The sequence below is a fragment of the Pseudomonas sp. NBRC 111132 genome, from assembly GCF_001320565.1.
GTDB classification, from domain to species: Bacteria; Pseudomonadota; Gammaproteobacteria; order Pseudomonadales; family Pseudomonadaceae; genus Aquipseudomonas; species Aquipseudomonas putida_P.
Genome location: NZ_BCBI01000088.1, coordinates 1 through 15,640, shown reverse-complemented (window position 1 = coordinate 15,640; position 15,640 = coordinate 1). Strand labels below are relative to the sequence as shown.

The following is a 15,640-nucleotide window of genomic DNA, read 5'->3' as shown; positions in this document are numbered from 1 at the left end:
GGCGAGGCGAGGCGAGGGAGAGCGGGCGCGTAGCGCGATTCGTAAGCGGTGCTTGGACCGCGTCGCGCTATGCGCGACAATAACGATCATTTTCGGAGCCCCCCATGACCGATTTCACCCCCGACGCCGTCCTCGATGCCACCGGCCTGAACTGCCCGGAACCTGTGATGATGCTGCACCAGCACGTGCGTAACCTGGCCGCCGGCGGCCTGCTCAAGGTCATCGCCACCGACCCGTCGACACGCCGCGACATTCCCAAGTTCTGCAACTTCCTCGGCCATGAGCTGCTACAGCAGCAAGAAGACGCCGGCACGTTCCTGTACTGGATCCGCAAAAAAGCCGACTGAATCGCTCTGGATCAAGCCCGGCGTACCGCCTACACTGCGTTCCCCAGACAGGAGAGCGCCATGCTGATAGTTGCCGACGAGAACATCCCGCTGCTCGATGCCTTCTTCCAGGGTTTCGGTGAAATTCGCCGCTACCCCGGCCGAAGCCTCGATGCCGCCAGCGTCAAGGACGCCGATATCCTGCTGGTGCGCTCGGTGACCAAAGTCGACCCCCAACTGCTCGAAGGCAGCCGTGTACGCTTTGTCGGCACGTGCACTATCGGCACCGATCACCTGGACCTGGACTACTTTGCCCAAGCCGGTATCTCCTGGAGCAGCGCGCCGGGCTGCAATGCCCGCGGCGTGGTCGATTACGTGCTGGGCAGTTTGCTGACCCTGGCCGAGCTGGATGGCGTAGCGCTGGCCGAACGCGTCTACGGCGTTGTGGGCGCGGGAGAGGTGGGGGGGCGCCTGGTGCGGGTACTGCACGGGCTGGGCTGGAAGGTGCTGGTCTGCGACCCGTTGCGCCAAGCCGCCGAGGGTGGAGACTACGTCAGCCTCGAAACCATTGTGCAGCAGTGTGATGTGATCAGCCTGCACACCCCATTGCAGCGCGGCGGCGAACACCCCACCTGGCACCTGCTGGGGCCGGCGCAGCTGGCACAGTTGCGCCCTGGGGCCTGGTTGGTCAATGCCAGCCGTGGCCCGGTGGTGGACAACATCGCCCTGCGCGAGCTGCTGCTGGACCGCGAAGACGTGCATGCGGTGCTGGATGTGTGGGAAGGTGAACCGCAGGTCGACTTGCAGTTGGCCGACCTGTGCACCCTGGCTTCGCCACACATTGCCGGCTACAGCCTCGATGGTCGCCAACGTGGCACGGCACAGATCTACCAGGCGCTTTGCCGCTTCCTGGGAGTAGACGAGCAGGTGCAACTGGCCGACCTGTTGCCCCGGCCAGCACTGGCGCAGGTCGAACTGGATGCCAGTACCGACCCGGCCTGGGCGCTGGCCACCCTGTGCCGCGCCGTGTACGACCCGCGCCGCGACGATGCCGATTTCCGTCGTAGCCTGAGCGATGACCCGCAGTTACAGCGAGCGGCGTTCGACCAGTTGCGCAAGCACTATCCGCCACGGCGCGAAATCGAGGGGCTGGCAGTGCGCTTGCGCGGGGAGTCGCCGCAGTTGGCGCAGCTGGTCAGTGCCTTGGGTGGGGCGTTGGTCTAAGCGACCTTGCCGAGCAATAAAAACCCGGCGCAAGCGCCGGGTTGCAAAAAATTCGCCGATCAACCTTTGCGTACGCGCTCGACCCGGCTTTCTTCCAGGGCCTTGCAGGCCTGCTGGATCATCTGCTCGGTGATGGGCACTTCACGTCCCTTGGCGTCGATGATCGAACCGCATACCTGTGATTGCTGAGTGGTCTGGGGCTTCTGGTTGTCACTGCCATGCTGCAAGCTCATGCACTGTCTCCTCTTCAGGTTCGAGCTCAGGGTAGCCTTGTGCCGTGACTGGCCTGTGACAGCTTCTGTGTCACGGCAGCAACAGTCCAACAGAAACCCTGTGAAAGCTCCATCATCTGCTTAGACCAATGCGTTATAGCACCCTGAAGCCATTCCCCCGCTCGGGATGAATGGTAGTCTGCGGTTTCCCCAGCATTGTGGTCGTCGCCATGCCCGAATCGGTTTCCCCACGTCAACGCCGTGCCTTGCGCCTGGCCTGGCAGTTCGTTCGCCCCTATCGTCGGCAAGTGCTGCTGGCCTTGCTGGCCTTGGTGGTTACCGCCGCCATTACGTTGTCCATGGGCCAGGGTATCCGCTTGCTGGTGGACCAGGGCTTCATGACGCGCTCCGTGCACCAGCTCAACCAGACCATCGGGCTATTCCTGGTGCTGGTGCTGGCCCTGGCAGTGGGCACCTTCAGCCGTTTCTACCTGGTGTCGTGGATTGGTGAGCGCTGCGTGGCCGATATCCGTCGTGCCGTGTTCGACCACCTGATCGGTCTGCACCCAGGTTTTTTCGAAGACAACCGCAGCTCCGAGATCCAGTCACGGCTGACAGCGGACACCACCCTGCTGCAATCGGTCATCGGTTCATCGCTGTCGATGTTCCTGCGCAACGCGCTGATGGTCATTGGCGGCGTGGTGTTGCTGTTCATCACCAACCCCAAGCTCACCAGCATCGTGGTGGTGGCCCTGCCGCTGGTGCTGGCACCGATTCTGCTGTTCGGCCGTCGGGTGCGCAGCCTGTCACGGCAAAGCCAGGACCGGGTCGCCGATGTAGGCAGCTACGTGGCCGAGACGCTTGGGCAGATCAAGACCGTGCAGGCCTACAACCACCAGGCGCACGACCGCGAACTGTTCGCCGGCACAGTCGAAGCGGCGTTTACTGTGGCCCGCAAGCGAATTGCTCAGCGTGCCTGGCTGATCACCTTGGTGATCGTGCTGGTGCTGGGGGCGGTGGGTGTGATGCTGTGGGTCGGGGGCATGGATGTGATCGCCGGGCGTATTTCCGCAGGCGAACTGGCTGCATTCGTGTTCTACAGCCTGATCGTCGGCAGCGCTTTCGGTACGCTCAGCGAAGTGATTGGCGAGCTGCAGCGCGCCGCAGGTGCGGCCGAGCGCATTGCCGAACTGTTGACGGCGCACAGTGCGATCCTGCCGCCCGCCGTGGTACAGGCGCAACCACAGCAGCGGGCCAGCGGGCGTATCGAGCTGCAGCAGGTGGTGTTCGCCTACCCGTCACGGCCCACGGTGGCGGCAGTGGACGGCCTGAGCCTGGCCATCGAGCCCGGGCAGACCGTAGCGCTGGTCGGCCCCTCGGGGGCAGGCAAGTCGACCCTGTTCGATTTGTTGCTGCGCTTCTACGACCCCCAGCAAGGGCGCATTCTGCTCGATGGCCAGGCGCTTACCGAATTCGATCCTGACCAACTGCGCCGGCAGTTCGCCCTGGTGGCGCAAAACCCATCGCTGTTCCGTGGCACGGTAGAGGCCAACATCCGTTATGGCCGGCCCGAGGCAACCTTGGCTGAAGTCGAAGCCGCAGCTCGCGGTGCCCACGCCGACGCGTTTATCCAACAACTGCCGCAGGGCTACCAGACACCGCTAGGGGAAGGCGGCATAGGGCTTTCCGGCGGGCAGCGTCAGCGCCTGGCGATTGCCCGGGCATTGCTGGTCGATGCGCCGATCCTGTTGCTGGACGAAGCCACCAGTGCCCTTGACGCGCAAAGCGAACACTTGATCCAGCAAGCGCTGCCCAGCCTGATGGCTGGGCGCACCACGCTGGTGATCGCCCATCGTCTGGCCACGGTGCAGCATGCCGAGCGCATCGCGGTCATCGACAAGGGTCGGGTAGTGGCGGTGGGCACTCACCGTCAGTTGATCGAGGAAAGCCCGCTGTATGCGCGGCTGGCAGCGCTGCAGTTCACCACCGGTTAGCTTGTCGCGGCTTTGTAATATTTTTGTAGTAATTGCCTGAGAGTATCTGCCTCAACTGTTGCGTAAGTGCTTGACCTGGCTGCCATTGCTTGATGGCAGCCTTTTTTTGGCCTGCCAGTAAAGGGGCTGTACAGCGGCCTCAGCCTACCCCTCTGGTTCCGAGACCCTCGATGTTGCGTAAATCCCTCAGAGTGCAAATTCTCTCGCTGCTCGGCGGCAGCGTGGTGGCGATGCTGCTGATCGCCCTGGTGTGTTTCCAGTTTCTGTCGTCCAGCGTGCGTGGTTACGCCGAGTTGGTGGACGGGCCGCTGCGGGCCTCGCAATTGATTGACGAAGCCAACCTGCAGTTCAAGATCCAGGTGCAGGAATGGAAGAACGTGCTGCTGCGCGGGCGCCAACCGGCAGAGATGGACAAGTACTGGCAGCAGTTCCAGGCCCGCGAGCAGCAGGTGCAACAATTGCTCGGGCAACTAATCGACAGCAGCGACGCCAGGCTCAAGGAGCCACTACAGCAATTGCGCGACAGCCACCGCCAGCTGGGCCAGGCCTATGCGCAGGGGCGGCAGGCCTTCCTTGCCGCAGGTGGCGACCCGGTAGCAGGCGACCAGGCGGTGAAGGGCGTGGATCGCGCCGCCAGTGAGCAGATGAGCCAACTGGTCGAGCAACTGCGTGCCGATGCCCGCCAGCGTGCGACGAGCATCAGCGCCAGCGCCGAGCGCACGGTATGGCTGGGCCTGCTGGTGATGCTGGCTTCTGCGGTGCTGGTGGGGCTGCTTAGCCTGTGGTTGGTCAATCGCAGCCTGATCGAGCCGATCCGCCAGTTGATCGAGTATGTTGCGCAACTCAGCCAAGGCCGCTTTGCCGCCCGGGTCGACAGCCGCCGTGAGGACGAACTGGGGCGGCTGGCGCGGGCGGCCAACACCCTGCGCGATTTCCTGGCCGACACGGTTGGCCGGTTGCAGGACAACGCGCAGGAGCTGGAAGGCGCCAGTGGCCAGTTGCGCAGTATTGCCGGCGACATGGCTCGCGGTACTCATGACCAGTTCCAGCGTACCGACCAGGTAGCGACGGCCATGCACGAGATGTCCGCCACCGCACAGGAGGTGGCTCGCCACGCCGCCGAGGCAGCCCGTGCAGCGGATGACGCCGACCACAGCGCCCAGGCGGGCGAGCAGGTGATGCAGCAGACCATCGACATCATCGGTGTGGTCAACCGTGAAATCGCTGGCACGGCGTCGGTGATCCGCGATCTGGAGCATGACAGCACGCGCATTGGCAAAGTGCTGGAAGTGATTCGTGGCATTGCCGAGCAAACCAACCTGCTGGCGCTCAACGCGGCCATCGAGGCGGCCCGTGCTGGTGAAGCCGGGCGCGGCTTTGCGGTGGTCGCCGATGAGGTGCGCAGCCTGGCCCAGCGCACGGCGGCGTCGATTGCCGAAATCAACCAGATCATCGAAGCGGTACAGTCTGGGGCGGTGGAGGCGGTGAAGGCCATCGAAAGCGGCCAGCAGCGAAGCCAGGAAGGGGCTGAACAGGTCGAGCAGGCCGGGCAGATGCTGCAACGTATCACCCAGGCTGTGGAGGCGATACGCGACATGAACCGGCAGATCGCCACGGCAGCTGAAGAGCAGACCAGCGTAGCCGACGATATCTCGCGCAACCTGATCGAGATTACCCGCATTGCCACGGCCAACCAGGAAGCGGTGCAGCATACCGAGCAGGCGGGGCATCGCCTGCATGGTTTGTCGGGGCAACTGGGCGAAGTCACCTCGCGCCTGAGCGCCTGACCTTGAAAAGGGGCCGTCACACGGCCCCTGGGGGAAATCCGCCACCAGACCGCTAAAACCATTGCCCTGTGGCGGGTTGCCGCCATGCGACCCTTCGTTTTACCCCATATTTGTTAGCCCAACCCCAGTTGGCACATTCCCTGCTCCAGGCGGCGCGCGTGCACACAACAACTGGATAACATCAATGAAGAAATTTCTGCTGACGTTCCTCTGCCTGGGCGTCATCGGCTGTTCCAAACCTGCCGAGCCTGAGAAAACCGTCGACGTGCTGTTGATCGGTGGCGGCATCATGAGTGCCAGCCTGGGCACTTACCTCACCGAGCTGGAACCGTCCTGGAAGGTCGACGTCTACGAGCGCATGGACCAGGTCGCCGAGGAAAGCTCCAACGCCTGGAACAACGCCGGCACCGGTCACTCTGCATTCTGCGAGCTGAACTACACCAGCGTCGGCAAGGATGGCAGCATCGACATCAGCAAGGCCGTGGGGGTGAACGAGCAGTTCGAGGTGTCCAAGCAGTTCTGGGCCTACCAGGTCGAGCAGGGCGTGCTGAACAACCCAAGATCGTTCATCAACAATGTGCCGCACATGAGTTTCGTCTGGGGAGACGAGAACATTGCCTTCTTGCACAAGCGCGTCGATGCCCTGCAACACAGCTCGCTATTCCGCGGCATGGAAATCTCCGAGGACCACGAGCAGATTCGCCAATGGGCGCCGCTGGTCATGGAAGGCCGTGACCCGGGGCAGAAGATCGCCGCCACGCGCATGGCCATCGGCACCGACGTGAACTTCGGCGAAATCACCCGCCAGCTGTTCGCTGCAATGACTCGCAACCCCAACGTGTCGCTGAATGTGCGTCATGAAGTGCGTGACATCGTACGTAACGACGATGGCACCTGGCATGTAGTCGTGGCCGACCTGGCCAACGGCGGCAATGAGAAGGCTGTCAATGCCCGCTTCGTCTTCATTGGTGCCGGTGGCGGCGCACTGAAGTTGTTGCAGAAGTCGGGCATCCCCGAGGCCGAAGGCTATGCGGGCTTCCCGGTGGGGGGCCAGTTCCTGATGACCGATAACCCTGACCTGGTCGCGCGTCACCAGGCCAAACTGTACGGCAAGGCTTCGGTTGGCGCTCCACCCATGTCGGTGCCGCACCTGGACACGCGGATGATCGATGGCAAACAGGTGCTGTTGTTCGGCCCGTTCGCCACGTTCTCCACCAAGTACCTCAAGCACGGTTCGCTGCTGGACATGTTCGCCTCGCTGAACAGCCACAACGTGTTGCCCATGCTCAATGCCGGTATCGACAACATCGACCTCAGCACCTACCTGATGGGGCAATTGATGCTCAGCTTCGATGACCGCATGAACGCGCTGCGCGAGTACTTCCCCAACGCCAAGAACGAAGACTGGAAGCTGCTGCAGGCTGGCCAGCGGGTGCAGGTGATCAAGAAGGACCCGGTACTGGGTGGTGTGCTGCAGTTCGGTACCGAAGTGGTGGCGGCGCAGGACGGCAGTATCGCCGCGCTGTTGGGCGCTTCGCCTGGCGCCTCGACCGCCGCGCCGATCATGCTGACCGTGCTGGAAAAGACCTTCAAGGACCGCATCCAGTCGCCTGCCTGGCAGGCCAGGCTCAAGGAAATCGTGCCGAGCTACGGCCAGAAGCTGAACAACGACCTGGCGCTGACCAACCAGACCCGCGCGTGGAGCAGCGAGCGCTTGCAGTTGTTGCACATGCCCGTAGAAGCTGAAGCCCAAGCCGCGCACTGACGTCGTTCTCGCGCACAACAAAAAGCCCGCGCAAGGCGGGCTTTTTTAGCAGAACCTGGTCGGAGAGACAGGATTCGAACCTGCGGCCTTCTCGTCCCGAACGAGACGCGCTACCTGGCTGCGCTACACTCCGATGAACAAAATCCTACTGTATCCCGTTTTCGCCAGCAAGCCCTTGTTGTTTAAAGGGCCATTGCCAAAACGGGGGCTTGATCAGAGCTCTTTGACGGTGCGGATCTGGTCCTTGTTCAGGCGCGTGCGCTTGCCGTCCAGCTGCTCGAATTCGTAGAAACCGGAGTCTTCGTCGAACTTCGGCGTGTCGGTGGCCTGGATTTCGCGACCATCGTTAAGGGTAATGACAGTCGGCGATGCACAGCCGGCGAGGGCGCCCAGGCCCAGGGCGAGCAGGAAGGCGGGGAGGGTCCGTTTGATCATCGTGTTTCTCCAAGTGCGATGGTGCTAGATGACATTTATGACGCAGGACGTTAGTGCAAGTTCACTCCCAGTGCAGCATAGCGACGATTTCGTCCCCTTGACCCAGGGCAAGGGCGATGGGCGCAACGCCGGAAAAGGTGCGCTGTGATATAACTGCGGCCATCTCATCTTGTTGTGACGGACCCCCATGAAAGCCAAGGCAGATACCCCCTTCGTGGCGTTGAACATCGCCGTGCTCACGGTCAGCGACACCCGTACCTTCGAAACCGACAGCTCTGGGCAAATGTTCGTCGACCGCCTGAGCGCCGCCGGCCATCGCCTGGCCGAGCGCGTGCTGCTCAAGGACGACCTGTACAAGATCCGCGCCCAGGTCGCCACCTGGATCGCCGACGACAGCGTGCAAGTGGTGTTGATTACCGGGGGGACCGGTTTTACCGGCCGCGACAGCACCCCCGAGGCGGTGGCCTGCCTGTTGGACAAGCAGGTGGACGGCTTTGGCGAGCTGTTCCGGCAGATCTCCGTGGCCGACATTGGCACCTCCACCGTGCAGTCGCGTGCGTTGGCCGGGCTGGCCAACGGCACCCTGGTGTGCTGCCTGCCGGGCTCGACCAATGCGGTGCGCACCGGCTGGGATGGCATCCTTGCCGAGCAGCTCGATGCCCGTCATCGCCCGTGCAACTTCGTGGCGCATCTGAAGCAGGCAGCGGCCTGTGACAGCCGTGGCTGAGCTCAGCCAGGCCCGGCCGCTGATGCCGGTGGAACAGGCCCTGGAGCAGCTGCTGGCATTGGCCGAGGCGGCACCGATCCGCGACACCGAGAACTTGCCGCTGGCCGAAGCCGAAGGCCGTGTGTTGGCCACCGACCTGGTGGCGTCGCTCGACCTGCCGCCCTGGCCGAACAGCGCCATGGACGGTTATGCCTTGCGTAAAGCCGACTGGCAGGGCCAGCCGCTGCCGGTCAGCCAGCGTATTTTCGCCGGCCATGCGCCACAGCCGCTGCAACCGGGCACCTGCGCGCGGATCTTCACCGGTGCACCGGTGCCGGAAGGGGCCGACTGCGTCGAGATGCAGGAAAACACCGAAGTACTCGAAGATGGCCGGGTGCGTTTTCTCGAAGCGTTGCAAACCGAACAGAACATACGCCCTCAGGGCCAGGAAACCCGCAAGGGCGAACAGGTAATGAGCGCCGGTACCCGCCTCGGGCCGATCGAGCTGGGCCTGGCGGCGACCCTGGGGTATGGCCGCCTGGATCTAGTGCGCAAGGTGAAAGTGGCGGTGCTGTCTACCGGCGACGAACTGGTCGAGCCCGGCCTACCGCTGGGGCCTGGGCAAATCTACAACAGCAACCGCAGGTTGCTGGTCAGCTGGCTGCAGCGACTGGGCTGCGAAGTGGTCGACGCCGGCATCCTGCCAGATGACCTGGCCCGTACCCGCACCTGCCTGGCCGAGCTGGGGGGCGTAGACCTGATCCTGTCCACCGGCGGTGTCTCGGTGGGCGAGGCCGACTACCTTGGTGCTGCCCTGCGCGAAGCTGGCGAGCTGGCGCTGTGGAAGCTGGCGATCAAGCCGGGCAAGCCGCTGACGTTTGGCCACTTCCAGGGCGTGCCGGTGATCGGCCTGCCAGGTAACCCGGCCTCGACGCTGGTCACCTTTGGCCTGCTGACCCGGCCCTACCTGCTGCGCCGCCAGGGTGTGGCCGACGTCACGCCATTGCGCTTCGATATGCCAGCGGGCTTTGACTGGCCCAAGCCTGGGACGCGCCGCGAATACCTGCGTGCGCGCATCGAGCAGGGCCAGGTGCGCATCTACAAGAACCAGAGCTCGGGTGTGCTGCGTAGCGCGGCCTGGGCCGAGGGCTTGGTAGAGGTGCGTGAGGGCAGCACGCCAAAGCGCGGTGACAGCGTGCCGTTCATCCCCTTCAGCGAGTTACTTGGCTGAGCGACCCAGCCAGGCATTGGCCAGCGGCGCGGCCTCGGCCGGGGCCACCTGGGTCAGGCGCATGTGCACATTCTCCAGTTGCTGGGCGGCCACGCTCCAGTCGTGGCGCTGGCGGGCGAACTGGCGCCCGGCCGCGCTCAACTGGCTCATGCGCCAGGGCTGGTTGAGCAGCTGGGTGATCAGCAGCGCCAGTTGGTCACCGTCGTCGCTGCCCAGGTAATGCTCGCCATTGTTCGCGCTCAGGCCTGAAACGCCCTTGCCGGTGGTGATTACTGGCAGGCCGGCGGCCATCGCTTCGAGGATTTTCACCTTCGAGCCACCGGCATAGCGCAGTGGCGCGAAAAACAGCGCGGAGCGCCGCTGCAGTTCACGCAGGTCGGGTCGGTAGCCCAACCACTCGATGCGCGGGTCGTTCCAGTGCAATTTCCAGTTGGCGGGCATTGCATGCCCGGCAATTGCCAGGCGCACCGCTGGGTTGCTCATCCATACCTGCGGCATGATGTCTTCCAGCGCCCATTCGATGGCCTCCAGGTTGGCGCCATATTCGAAGTTGCCGACGAACAACAGGCGTTGGCTGTGCAGCGCAGGTTGTACCTGCTGGTAAAAATCACAATCTACACCATTGACCACCACGTTCACTGGGCGCCCGCTGATCTGGCCAATCAGTTCGGCATCGTGGGTGCTGACCGCCACCAGCTCGGTGGGCTGGCGCAGTACGCGATGTTCCCAGCGCCGATAGCGCCAGCGGTCGAAGGCGTTGAGCGGGCGTAGCCACAGCGGCAGGCGGTCGTGGCAAGCGCCGCCCATAACCGACTCCAAGGTGTGCTCGCTGAGCATGTAGGGCAGCCCTCGGGCCTGCAGGGCTTTTTCAAACGGCTGGAAGCTGTAGCTGTGCTCGATCTGGATGACGTCCCAGGGCTCGTCCAGCAACTGCTCGAAGCGGTGCCGCAGGCAAGAGGAAAGGCCATTGATGATGGCTCGCATGGGGTAGTCGATGATGGGTGAAGCCAGCAGGTTCAGCGGGCTGTGCAGCGGGCGGCGGGGCAAAACGATCAGGCGTTCGAGCAGTGGTTCCAGGGCATCACGAGCGCCATCGCTGAGGGGGATTTTCGACTGCACCAGCAGGGTGATCCGGTGGCCGCGTTGAGCCAGTGCGCGCAGCAAGTGGTATTGCCGGGTCTTGCAGCCGCTGGTGGTCGGCCAGGGCAAGTAAGGCAGTGTCCAGAGAATGCGCATTACCCGGAATCCTCGTGAAAGGTTGCAGATAGCAAAACGCGCCCATTGGCAGCAGTGGGGGAGCCACTGCCGGGCGCGTCCATGGCAAAAGGTGTATCTGCTGAGCATAGCCGGGCATTCCCAGGCGTGGGAAAAATGACCGGCCTGCACGATTCTTTGCCAGGGTATGCAACGATCCGGGCGTGCCAGTGGTCGAGATCTGGGTTGGCCCATTTTACGGAGACGCGCACATGCAAGGGCGCAAGGCAATGCTGGTGCTGCACGGCAAGCAGGCGATGAACGAAGAGGTCCGCAGCGCCGTGCGCGAGCTGCGCGATAGTGGCTGGGTGCTGGATGTACGAGTCACTTGGGAAGCGGGCGACGCCCAGCGGTTGGTCGCTGAAGCACTGGCTGCGGGTTACAGCCATATCGTCGCCGGTGGCGGTGATGGCACATTACGCGATGTGGCCGAGGCCATGGGGTTGGCCGCCACCAGCGCCAGCCTGGCCTTGTTGCCATTGGGTACGGCCAACGATTTTGCCAAGGCCGCTGGCATCCCCCAGGTGCCAGCCTCGGCGCTGGCTTTGTTGAATGTCGCGCCACAACCCATAGACCTGGGGCAGGCTGGTGACCAGCTGTTCCTCAACATGGCCACTGGCGGCTTTGGCAGCCAGGTCACCGCCAATACCTCGGAAGACCTCAAGAAGGTGTTGGGCGCTGCCGCCTACCTGTTCACCGGGTTGTCGCGCTTCAGTGAGCTGCAGGCGGCTTCGGTGGAGTTGCAGGGCCCGGACTTCCACTGGCAAGGGGTCTTATTGGCGCTGGGTATCGGCAATGGCCGTCAGGCGGGGGGCGGGCAGGTGCTATGCCCTGAGGCCATCATCAACGACGGTCTGCTTGATATCGCCATCCTGCCTGCGCCACAGGAAGTGGTAGGGGCGCTACGTGACTTGTTGGCCGGTGACGGCCTGTTCATTCGGGCCAGGTTGCCGTGGGTCGAGATCAAGAGCGCGCAAGGGCTGGACATCAACCTCGATGGCGAGCCCTTGCAGGCTGCCAACCTGCGCTTTCAGGCCAGGCCTGCGGCGTTGCGCCTGCACCTGCCGGCCGGGTCGCCATTGCTCAGTCGTCCAGGCTGATGATTTTCTCGCGCACGGCGAACAGCACCAGGCCCGCTACGTCGTGAATTTGCAGGCGCTTCATGATTTGCGACCGGTGGGTTTCAATGGTCTTGATCGACAGGCCCAGGCCTGTAGCAATTTCCCGGGTGGACTTGCCGCGCACGATCAGGCGCAGGATCTCCAGTTGCCGTGCCGTCAGGTTGTGCCGCTCACCAGCGCTTTGCTTGCCTTGCTTGGTGTGGCGCAGCGCCTGGTTGATGACGGTGTGGGCAATGGCCGGGCTAAGGTAACGCTCGCCGTTGCGCACGGCGCTCAGGGCCTGTTCCAGCTCGGTGGCGCTGGTGTCCTTGAGCAGATAGCCGTGGGCGCCGCTTTCCAGGGCCCGCATGATCAGGTCCGGGTCGGTGTGCATCGACAGGATCAGCACCTTGCACGTGCTGCCGCTGGCCCGCAGCTGGGTGAGAGCGTCCAGGCCGCTGGTCGAACGCATCGAGATGTCCAGCAGGACGATGTCTGGGGCCAGTGTGCGAACCTGTTCGAGCAACTGGCTGCCATCATCGGCTTCGCCGATCACATCATAGCCGGGGATATCGCAGACCAACGCACGTACCCCGGCGCGGATCAATGAGTGGTCGTCTACCAGCAGCAGCCTACAGGTCATGGGCGGGCGTACTCCTGGCGCGCTGCTGGGTGCGCGGAGGCCACGGGAACATCGCCTCGATCTGCGTGCCCAGGCCAAGTTGGCTGGTAATGTCGAGCCTACCCTGCAGCGCGGTTACCCGCTCCTGCATGCCGGCCAGGCCGCGCTGGCCGGCCTCGGCCGGGTGGCGGGCGGGTACGAAACCACAGCCATCGTCGTGGATCGACAAAGTAAGCCCCTCTGGAGTGCGCTGCAGGCGAATGACCAGGTTGTGCGCCTGGGCGTGACGCAGCATGTTGGTCACCGCCTCCTGGGTGATACGGAACACTGCCATGGCTACCGTCTCGTCGATGCCGCCCAGTCGCTGGTTGCACGCCAGGCTCCAGTGCACCCCGCTGCTGGCCAAGGTACGTACCAGGTGCGCACGCAGGCTGGCTTCCAGGCCCAGGCTGGCCAACTGCCGCGGGTTGAGCAGGGCAGATACATCCCGGACGTTGCCCAAGGTGTCATCCAGCGTGCTGCGCAGGGCGTCGCAGTGGTTCTGCAACTCGTCGGGCATGCGCCGCTGCAACCACTGCAATTGCAGCTTGGCGGCGGTGAGCAGTTGGCCGATGTCGTCGTGCAGTTCCCGGCCCAGGTGCTGACGCTCATCTTCCTGCACCTTGAGCATGCGCTCGGCCAGCTCGGCCGGACGCAGGCTGATCGACCTGGCGCCCAGGCCCAGTTGCACAGCGGCGCCCAGCGTGGCGACCAGCTGCAGCATCAGCAGGCTGAGCGGGATTGCCTGATGGGTCAGGTACAGCGCCAGGTTGGCAAGCAGCGAGGCCACGCACAGCCCGACCGTCGTCCAACGCAGCAGGGCAGCGCGGGGGCAGCAACGCAGAGAAGTCTTCAAGCGTGGGAACATAGATAGGGAAGCCACTGAAGTCTTGCTGATGGAGGCCTTGCACAATGCTGGTCAGAGGCTTTGGCGCAGTACTTTCGATATTTTTTTAAACACGTGATCTTGCAACCTTGCTTCCGGTAGCAAGCGTTTGTGGGGGCGCATATTACCACTTCGCATTGCATCGGTCGCGGCTGGGTAACGCTTTGAAACGCCTGCTGGTCGGGCAGTTTCGGGTAGCAAAGTGCCACCCTTTAGTCACTCACTGTGCACTTGTGCTGCAACTAGCGCGGTCAAGTTTCAACGTGACACTGAAAAACTTGAAGCACTTTTCAAGTTCGACCATGGTGGTACTTGAACAAGCAGCCTTAGTTGCACTTCATGCAAAGTCAATACGTGGAGGTAGAGCGGCTGGGGTGCGTGCCGGCTGCCATGTGGCTGTGCGGGTGAATGCACTCGCTGCCTTGCTCATTGCAAAATGCGCAGGCTGGCGCAAAGGGCTGTTGCACGACCTTGGCCAACTCGCCCAGTAGCACCAGCTGCTCGCCGATGTCCAGGTTCAACCGCCCGGTCCGGGTATCTACCAGCTCCAGCTGCCAGGCCAGCAGGGTCAGGCAGGCCCCTATCGCAGGTAGGGCGGCACGTTGCAGGCAAGCACCGTGGCAGGCCGGGGCGAGCAACTGTTGCAGGGCAGTGGTGTAGTGGGCGACTTCACGCAGGCCCAGGCGTGTGGCCTGTCGGGCGAGGCTGTCGAGGGCGTTTTCCAGGCAGCGACAGGCGTCCAGGTCATTGTCGATCAGCTCCAGATGCTGCAGGCACTCCTGGGCCTGGGTCAGCAGCACTTGGGCATCCAGCAGGAAGCCCTGCAGGGCGTCATCGAACGATAAGGCAGTGTCCATCATCAGGTCCCCGCGCGTGGATGAGGCGCGGGGGGCGGGCACGCCAAAACGATAGCTAGCAAAAGCCTGACTCCATTCATGCAATGAGAATGGCGTCACATTAATGGCTAAAGGATATCGCGAACATCAGGTTGCACCCGATTGCTGCTAAGGGTTTCCCTGATGCGAGGCTAGGGTGGGGAACTTTTGCCGAAGCCTTGATTTGCGCTGGATGCCCGCAGTAAAGCATGATGGCATGGTGATATCAATTGCCTTCGCAGCATTTTCCCGCAGGGGTCAAGGTGTGTGTGGAGCCGCCGATACAGGGTAGATGATTTCACTTTTTTCGACTTGAGCCTGGGGGCTTTCCAATGGCTGGCATTCTCGACACGGTAGACCAACGCACGCAATTGGTGGGTGAGAACCGCCTGGAAATTCTGATGTTTCGCCTGGCCGGTCGCCAGTTGTTCGCGATCAACGTGTTCAAGGTGCAGGAAGTGCTGCAACTGCCCAAGCTCACACTGATGCCCCAGCGCCATGCCTTCGTCTGCGGTGTGGTGAACCTGCGCGGGCAAACCCTGCCGGTGATCGACCTGTCCCAGGCGATTGGCATGCGCCCGCTGCAACCGGGGCCGGACAGCACGATCATCGTCACCGAATACAACCGCTCGGTGCAGGCTTTCCTGGTGGGCGGTGTCGACCGCATCGTCAACATGAACTGGGAGTCGATCATGCCGCCGCCGACCAGTGCCGGCCGCCAGCATTATCTGACCGCCATCACCAAGGTCGACGAAAAACTGGTCGAAGTGATCGACGTGGAGAAGGTGCTGGCTGAAATCGTGCCATACAACGCTCGGGTCTCTGGCGATAAACTCGCCGACCCGGTGCTGGCCCGGGCCCGTGGCCGCGAAGTGTTGCTGGTGGATGACTCCAGTGTGGCCCTGGCGCAGTTGCGCGATACCTTGTCCCAGTTGGGCATGAAGCTGCACGTGGCCAGTGATGGTCTGAAGGCGCTGCGCATGCTCAAGGGCTGGGCGGATGCTGGCGAGGACGTGTGCGAGAAGCTGCTGATGGTGTTTACCGATGCCGAAATGCCGGAAATGGATGGCTACCGGCTAACCACCGAGATCCGCAGCGATGCGCGCCTGCGGCCCCTTTATGTGGTGCTGCATACCTCGCTGTCGGGCAGCTTCAACGAATCCATGGTGAAGAAGGTGGGCTGC

At 63.1% G+C, this 15,640-nt stretch carries 15 protein-coding genes, 1 tRNA gene and 1 pseudogene; 10 read left to right on the top strand and 7 right to left on the bottom strand.

The features are described from left to right. Window positions 1-104 precede the first annotated feature (104 nt). Together tusA and pdxB are read left to right on the top strand one after the other, a co-directional pair. Window positions 105-347, top strand: a complete 243-nt coding sequence (gene tusA, locus APH35_RS26605; RefSeq protein ID WP_012271322.1) for a sulfurtransferase TusA — start codon at window positions 105-107, stop codon at window positions 345-347. A gap of 60 nt (window positions 348-407) precedes the next feature. Next, a complete protein-coding gene (gene pdxB, locus APH35_RS26600; protein ID WP_060515776.1) occupies window positions 408-1,550 on the top strand; it encodes a 4-phosphoerythronate dehydrogenase PdxB in 1,143 nt (380 codons plus the stop codon). 59 nt (window positions 1,551-1,609) lie between these two features. Here the strand turns inward: pdxB and APH35_RS29125 are convergent, their stop codons facing one another. After that, entirely contained in the window at window positions 1,610-1,783 is a 174-nt protein-coding gene (locus APH35_RS29125; RefSeq protein ID WP_176729473.1) for a PA1571 family protein, read from the bottom strand. Between the two features lie 209 nt (window positions 1,784-1,992). On the opposite strand from APH35_RS29125, the gene APH35_RS26595 reads away from it, so the two are divergent. The 4 genes and pseudogenes from APH35_RS26595 to mqo all read left to right on the top strand — a co-directional run bounded on the left by APH35_RS26595 (window position 1,993) and on the right by mqo (window position 7,308). After that, complete coding sequence (locus APH35_RS26595) at window positions 1,993-3,756, top strand: ABC transporter transmembrane domain-containing protein (RefSeq protein WP_060515777.1); 1,764 nt, start codon at window positions 1,993-1,995, stop codon at window positions 3,754-3,756. 92 nt (window positions 3,757-3,848) lie between these two features. Then, a pseudogene (locus tag APH35_RS29820) lies at window positions 3,849-4,610 on the top strand (methyl-accepting chemotaxis protein); the annotation flags it as partial. Between the two features lie 165 nt (window positions 4,611-4,775). Then, window positions 4,776-5,543 carry a methyl-accepting chemotaxis protein gene (locus tag APH35_RS29815; RefSeq protein ID WP_370739379.1) on the top strand — a complete coding sequence of 256 codons (768 nt, stop codon included), beginning with the start codon at window positions 4,776-4,778 and terminating at the stop codon, window positions 5,541-5,543. A gap of 184 nt (window positions 5,544-5,727) precedes the next feature. Further along, complete coding sequence (gene mqo / locus APH35_RS26585) at window positions 5,728-7,308, top strand: malate dehydrogenase (quinone) (RefSeq protein WP_012271327.1); 1,581 nt, start codon at window positions 5,728-5,730, stop codon at window positions 7,306-7,308. Between the two features lie 56 nt (window positions 7,309-7,364). On the opposite strand, the gene APH35_RS26580 is transcribed toward mqo, so the two are convergent. Both APH35_RS26580 and APH35_RS26575 read right to left on the bottom strand, forming a co-directional pair. Then, window positions 7,365-7,441, bottom strand: a tRNA-Pro gene (locus APH35_RS26580). An 80-nt stretch (window positions 7,442-7,521) separates the two neighbouring features. Then, the gene (locus APH35_RS26575) at window positions 7,522-7,743 is read right to left on the bottom strand and encodes a YgdI/YgdR family lipoprotein (RefSeq protein ID WP_012271328.1); all 222 of its coding nucleotides are present in this window, start codon (window positions 7,741-7,743) and stop codon (window positions 7,522-7,524) included. A gap of 187 nt (window positions 7,744-7,930) precedes the next feature. Here APH35_RS26575 and moaB point away from each other — a divergent pair, with 187 nt between their 5' ends. Together moaB and APH35_RS26565 are read left to right on the top strand one after the other, a co-directional pair. Next, a complete protein-coding gene (gene moaB / locus APH35_RS26570; protein WP_060515774.1) occupies window positions 7,931-8,470 on the top strand; it encodes a molybdenum cofactor biosynthesis protein B in 540 nt (179 codons plus the stop codon). Further along, entirely contained in the window at window positions 8,454-9,680 is a 1,227-nt protein-coding gene (locus tag APH35_RS26565; RefSeq protein WP_060494078.1) for a molybdopterin molybdotransferase MoeA, read from the top strand. The genes moaB and APH35_RS26565 overlap by 17 nt, the downstream gene beginning before the upstream one ends. On the opposite strand, the gene APH35_RS26560 is transcribed toward APH35_RS26565, so the two are convergent. Beyond that, window positions 9,669-10,916 carry a glycosyltransferase family 4 protein gene (locus tag APH35_RS26560; protein ID WP_012271331.1) on the bottom strand — a complete coding sequence of 416 codons (1,248 nt, stop codon included), beginning with the start codon at window positions 10,914-10,916 and terminating at the stop codon, window positions 9,669-9,671. The genes APH35_RS26565 and APH35_RS26560 overlap by 12 nt on opposite strands. 230 nt (window positions 10,917-11,146) lie before the next feature. Here APH35_RS26560 and yegS point away from each other — a divergent pair, with 230 nt between their 5' ends. Then, complete coding sequence (gene yegS / locus APH35_RS26555) at window positions 11,147-12,034, top strand: lipid kinase YegS (RefSeq protein ID WP_060515773.1); 888 nt, start codon at window positions 11,147-11,149, stop codon at window positions 12,032-12,034. On the opposite strand, the gene APH35_RS26550 is transcribed toward yegS, so the two are convergent. The 3 genes from APH35_RS26550 to APH35_RS26540 all read right to left on the bottom strand — a co-directional run bounded on the left by APH35_RS26550 (window position 12,018) and on the right by APH35_RS26540 (window position 14,438). Further along, on the bottom strand, window positions 12,018-12,677 hold the full coding sequence (locus tag APH35_RS26550; protein ID WP_012271333.1) for a response regulator: 660 nt from the start codon (window positions 12,675-12,677) through the stop codon (window positions 12,018-12,020). The genes yegS and APH35_RS26550 overlap by 17 nt on opposite strands. Then, a complete protein-coding gene (locus APH35_RS26545; protein WP_060515772.1) occupies window positions 12,667-13,563 on the bottom strand; it encodes a sensor histidine kinase in 897 nt (298 codons plus the stop codon). Before APH35_RS26545 ends, APH35_RS26550 begins: the two co-directional genes overlap by 11 nt. 365 nt (window positions 13,564-13,928) lie before the next feature. Further along, a complete protein-coding gene (locus APH35_RS26540; RefSeq protein WP_041166667.1) occupies window positions 13,929-14,438 on the bottom strand; it encodes a hypothetical protein in 510 nt (169 codons plus the stop codon). 350 nt (window positions 14,439-14,788) lie between these two features. Here APH35_RS26540 and APH35_RS26535 point away from each other — a divergent pair. Then, the coding region (locus APH35_RS26535; protein WP_060515771.1) for a chemotaxis protein at window positions 14,789-15,640 on the top strand (852 nt) is incomplete at its 3' end.